The sequence below is a fragment of the Mycobacterium sp. genome, from assembly GCF_032159765.1.
Classification (GTDB): domain Bacteria; phylum Actinomycetota; class Actinomycetes; order Mycobacteriales; family Mycobacteriaceae; genus Mycobacterium.
In genome coordinates this window covers 1-4,355 of the sequence record NZ_JAVHWM010000112.1, presented here as the reverse complement: position 1 = coordinate 4,355, position 4,355 = coordinate 1, and the positions used below count along the sequence as shown (strand labels likewise).

Genomic DNA, 4,355 nt, shown 5'->3' with positions numbered 1-4,355 from the left:
GGGTTTCCGCAGCCTCGGCCTGTTTTGCCGTGGTTTGCGGCCTGAAAACCCCGACTCGGCTCATGTCAGTTCCCGGTCGCCTTCTGATACGCGGCGACGTCGGCGTCCAGCTCGGCAAGCACGGTGTTCCAGTCCGGCACCCAAACGTCGACGCCGTCGAGCACCGCCGCCGGCGTGTTCGGTGCGGCCGAACCCCCTGCGGTGGTGCGGATCTGGTCGCGCACCGGGATGCCGAGCGCGTCGGGCTCGACCGTCTTCTGGACGTCGTCAGACAGCAGGAACTCCAACAACTTCTTGGCCGAGTCCTCGTGCGGCGCTCCCTTGGTGACGCCTGCGACGTACGGCAGTGAGATCGTGGTTCGCTTCCCGTCGGCTGCCGCGGGGATGAAGATGGTGAACTTCGAGCCGTCGTCCTTGATCGAGCCCAGGTTCATCTGCACATCACCGTTGGCGACTAGCAACTCGCCATTGCTCACCTTGGGCTGCAGCTTGCCGGTGGATGACGATGGGCCAACGTTGTTGGCCTGCAGCTTGGTCAGGTAGTCCAGTGCGGCATGCTTGCCGAGCAGATGCTGAAGCAGGATCAGCACCGCTGTGCCGTCGCCTGCCTGCCCGGGTGTGGAGTACTGCAGCTTGCCCTTGTACTGGGGTGCCAGCAGGTCATCCCACGTCTTGGGCTGGGGGGTCGCGCTCGGGTTCGCGATGAAGTTCAGTGCGTTGTTGACGATCGGCACGTAGTTCGGCGACACCTGTTCGGCGGGAATGCCGTTGGTGTTCACGCCGCTGGCGACGAGTAGCCCCGATTTGTCGGCCTTCTGGATGAACGGAGGCAGTGTGACCAGGAGGTCGGCCTGCGGGTTGGACTGCTCCTTCTCCACCCGTGAAACCACTTCCCCGGATCCCGCCTCGACGAGGTTGACCGCGACGCCGGTGTCCTTGGTGAACCTGTCGAACTGGCTCTTGTACCACGTGGCGAGCCCGTCGGCGCTGTAGACGGTCAGCGTCTCCTTCGACCCGGAGGAGCCAGTGCCGCCACACGCGGCGGTCATCGCGGCCGCCATCACGGCGATGGTTGCTATGCGAAGGGTGTTACTCACCTTGAACGACTTCATGATTCCTTCTCTTCGTTATCGATCTTGCAAAATGAGATCCGCGAACTCGGTGACCGAGTCGACGACGTGGGTGGCTCCGGCGTCGAGGAGCTGACGCTCGTCGTGAGCGCCGGTGAGGGTGCCTGCGGCGATCGCAACACCTGCGCGCAGCCCGCTTTCGATGTCGCTGCTGGTGTCTCCTAGCGTTGCGACGTTGAGGACGCCGTCGGCGCCGAGGCGCATCAGCGCGGTGAGGATCAGATCCGGATACGGCCGTCCGCGCACGCCGTCGCCAGGCGCGAGCACCAGATCCACTAGGGACTGCCAGCCGAGCGCGGCCAGCAGCTTCTCCTGGGTGGTGGCGCTGAACCCGGTGGTGAGTGCCACTCGGATCCCCGCATCCCGAATTCGGGAAATCGCCTCAGCCGCACCATCGATCGGCTTGGCACGCCCTTCGTCGATGAGTCGCTCGTAGGCGCGCTCGAAGGCGATGTTTGCCTCTTGCGCGCGGTCCTCGCTTCCGAACAATGCCAGGAACACGCTGATCTTGGACTGTCCCATGGTGTCGAGCACGTATTGCCGAGCACGGTCGCGCTCCTCGCCCGACTCAGGCACTCCCACCTCGGTGGCGGCAGCCTCGAAGGCGCTGACCACCAGGCCGTCGTCGGCGACCGTGGTGCCAGCCATGTCGACAACCGCAAGCTGAATCGTTTTGTTCTGCATAGGCATTCCTCTGCGTTACAGGCCAACCAGGTCGGCCGTCTGTTCGGCGATCGCAGGGGCCAGCGTCATGCCGCGGCCTCCAGGACCCGTGATCACCCACACGGCGTCGTCCGGCGACGTTCTGCACACCACCTGGTCGGGGTCGACGCACTGGCTGTACACACCGGCCCAGCGTTGCCGGATGGGCGGAAGTGCCCGGCCGAGAAACTGTTCGACGACTTCGGCGAGGTAGGAGTACGGCGCTGCGGACACGTCGAACGGGAAGGGCTCGTCGTACTCGTGGGTGTCGCCGATGGTCAGCCCGCCGTGCAGGCGTTGCACGCACAGCAGTTGCATCCGGTGCTCGCTGGCGGTGTCGTCCTGGGATTCGCTGCGGCGCAAGTGGTCCAGCGCAGGCCCGGCGAATCCGGGGTAGTACCGGAAGCTGTCGCCATCGGCGATCGCCGTGGTCAACTCCTCGTCGAGCGGCTCTGTCTGCATCATCTGAAGCCGAACTCGACGCACCGGCAGGTCGCCCGCGATCTCGCGCACCAGCCCGCCGTGTGCTGCGCCCGCACAGATCAACACCACGTCTGCGTCATAGCGGCGTCCGCGGTCGTCAATGACGGCCGTCGCGTCGACGGAACGTACCTCGGTGCACGAGTGGAACCGGTACCGGCGGGTGGCCGCCATGTGCCAGCGCATCGCGGGCAGCGCTTGTCGCGATTCGACGGCGGCGTCGCGGGAACAATGCAGACCCGCCAAATACTTGCCGCGCAACGCCGGATTCAGCGCACGGACGCGTTCGGGCTCCAGCAGGGTGAAGCCGCGCAGCTCGGCGTCGCCGCGGGACGTCACCTCCTCGGCAACGGCGACTTCTCCTGGCGTGCGAAGCAACGTCAGCGAGCCGGCGGGCCGGAATCCGATTCCCGGTATCTGGGCCCCGAGCCGTTCCCACAATTCGCGTGCCCGCAGGGCGGCCGCCAGCTCACTGCGCGACCGGCCGGATACCCAGACCAGACCGAAATTGCGGACGGTCGCGCCCCGCGCCTCGACTTCGCGCTCGAACTGGACGACCTCATGCCCGCGGTCAATCGCCTCGAGAGCGTGCGCGGTGCCGAGGATGCCTCCACCGACGATCGCCACCCGCATGGTGCTGACCATTCCGAGTCACCGCGTCCACACCTAGACCACAAGGTGTGGCGGGGAGGAACAGCAGGTTAAGAATTGGTATAGACCAATCTCGGGTACGCTTGCGGCATGGCTGTTCTCGACGAAGTCGGTCATCTGCTGCGCTCGTTGCGCGGCGTATGGGACGAGGATGCGGTCGACGAACTCGACCACTCCCTGCAGGCAGCGGCCAGGGCGCGCGACGACGATGCCGACGACGAGCTGCTGCTCGCGGCCGCTCTGCACGATCTCGCCCACAGCCCGGAGTTCGGCCAGATCTCACCGCAGCAGCACGACCGGATCGCCATGGAATGGTTGACACCGCGATTCGGTGACCGCGTGGGCTGGTTGGCCGGTGCGCACGTGGCCGCGAAGCGCTACCTGGTGGCCACCGATCCCGACTACGCCACCACCCTCTCCGACGTTTCGGTCGACTCGCTGCACCACCAGGGCGGCGCGGACGTCGACCCGGCGTACGTCGATCATCCGTGGTGGGCCGACGCGCTCCGGTTGCGGCGCTACGACGACGCGGCCAAGGATCCGGGTGGCGATGCGGCGTCCATCGACGACGTGCTGCGAATTGCGGAACGCGTGTTGGGTCAAAGGCTTTCGTGATGACCCAACCTCAGCGGCTACCGAAGCCGTACCTCGTGCGCACTGCGGTCGACGACCTCCTTGCCGACCTCACCGAGGGCGACACCGTTCCGCCCGAGCGGGAACTGGCGGCACGATTCGCCGTGTCGCGGGAGACGGTTCGCCAGGCCCTGCACGAGCTGTTGGTCGAGGGCCGCATCGAGCGGCGTGGCCGCGGCACCGTGGTGTCGCGCCCCAAACTGGTCCAGCCGCTGTCGCTGCGTTCGTACACGGAGGGCGCCGCCGAGCGCGGGCGGGTGCCGGGTCGCCTGCCGGTCACCTGGGAGGACGTTCCGGCGTCCGCAGAGATGGCGGAGGCGCTGGACATTTCTATGGGCGACACCGTCATGCACGTGGAGCGTGTGCTGCTCGCCGACGGCCAGCGCATCGGGCTGGAGAGCACCTACCTGCCGAAAGGCCGCTTCAAGGCGTTTCCCCAGACGTTCGACCCGTCCACGTCGCTGTATGCGGCCGTCAGAGCCACCGGTGTTGAGTTCGGCTCTGCCGTCGAGCGCATCGAGACGGTCCTGCCGTCACCGCGCGAAGCCGCGCTGCTCGAGTCGACCACGGCCATGCCGATGCTGTTGCTCAACCGCCGGTCCCTCGATGTCGACGGGCGGCCGATCGAGATTGTTCGCGCCCTGTACCGCGGAGACCGCATCGCATTCGAGACCCGCCTGACGTAATACTGGTTGGGTGTCGACCATCGAATTCCATCCCGAACTGCGCCGCGTCGCCCAGCGTCTGCCCAAACAGATC

The 4,355-nt window shown here is 66.5% G+C and carries 5 protein-coding genes; 2 read left to right on the top strand and 3 right to left on the bottom strand.

All coding sequences use genetic code 11. From position 1 onward, the window contains the following. Nucleotides 1-65: 65 nt before the first annotated feature. Genes QOH60_RS12795 through QOH60_RS12785 form a run of 3 tightly spaced genes read right to left on the bottom strand, consistent with a single transcriptional unit; the run spans nucleotide 66 to nucleotide 2,945 of the window. On the bottom strand, nucleotides 66-1,112 hold the full coding sequence (locus tag QOH60_RS12795) for a 2-aminoethylphosphonate ABC transporter substrate-binding protein (protein ID WP_526420792.1): 1,047 nt from the start codon (nucleotides 1,110-1,112) through the stop codon (nucleotides 66-68). Between the two features lie 15 nt (nucleotides 1,113-1,127). Then, on the bottom strand, nucleotides 1,128-1,814 hold the full coding sequence (locus QOH60_RS12790; protein ID WP_526420790.1) for a phosphonatase-like hydrolase: 687 nt from the start codon (nucleotides 1,812-1,814) through the stop codon (nucleotides 1,128-1,130). A 15-nt stretch (nucleotides 1,815-1,829) separates the two neighbouring features. Next, complete coding sequence (locus QOH60_RS12785; RefSeq protein WP_526420794.1) at nucleotides 1,830-2,945, bottom strand: TIGR03364 family FAD-dependent oxidoreductase; 1,116 nt, start codon at nucleotides 2,943-2,945, stop codon at nucleotides 1,830-1,832. Nucleotides 2,946-3,053: 108 nt separating this feature from the next. Between QOH60_RS12785 and QOH60_RS12780 the strand changes: the two genes are divergently transcribed. Both QOH60_RS12780 and QOH60_RS12775 read left to right on the top strand, forming a co-directional pair. Beyond that, complete coding sequence (locus tag QOH60_RS12780) at nucleotides 3,054-3,578, top strand: HD family phosphohydrolase (RefSeq protein WP_526420788.1); 525 nt, start codon at nucleotides 3,054-3,056, stop codon at nucleotides 3,576-3,578. Next, nucleotides 3,578-4,282, top strand: a complete 705-nt coding sequence (locus QOH60_RS12775; RefSeq protein WP_526420786.1) for a GntR family transcriptional regulator — start codon at nucleotides 3,578-3,580, stop codon at nucleotides 4,280-4,282. The genes QOH60_RS12780 and QOH60_RS12775 overlap by 1 nt, the downstream gene beginning before the upstream one ends. Nucleotides 4,283-4,355: the final 73 nt, after the last annotated feature.

Excerpts from the sequence above, each read along its gene's own strand:
- QOH60_RS12780 (WP_526420788.1), top strand. The coding sequence starts at position 3,054 with ATGGCTGTTCTCGACGAAGTCGGTCATCTGCTGCGCTCGTTGCGCGGC.
- QOH60_RS12795 (WP_526420792.1), bottom strand. The coding sequence starts at position 1,112 with ATGAAGTCGTTCAAGGTGAGTAACACCCTTCGCATAGCAACCATCGCC.
- QOH60_RS12790 (WP_526420790.1), bottom strand. The coding sequence starts at position 1,814 with ATGCAGAACAAAACGATTCAGCTTGCGGTTGTCGACATGGCTGGCACC.
- QOH60_RS12785 (WP_526420794.1), bottom strand. The coding sequence starts at position 2,945 with ATGCGGGTGGCGATCGTCGGTGGAGGCATCCTCGGCACCGCGCACGCT.
- QOH60_RS12775 (WP_526420786.1), top strand. The coding sequence starts at position 3,578 with ATGACCCAACCTCAGCGGCTACCGAAGCCGTACCTCGTGCGCACTGCG.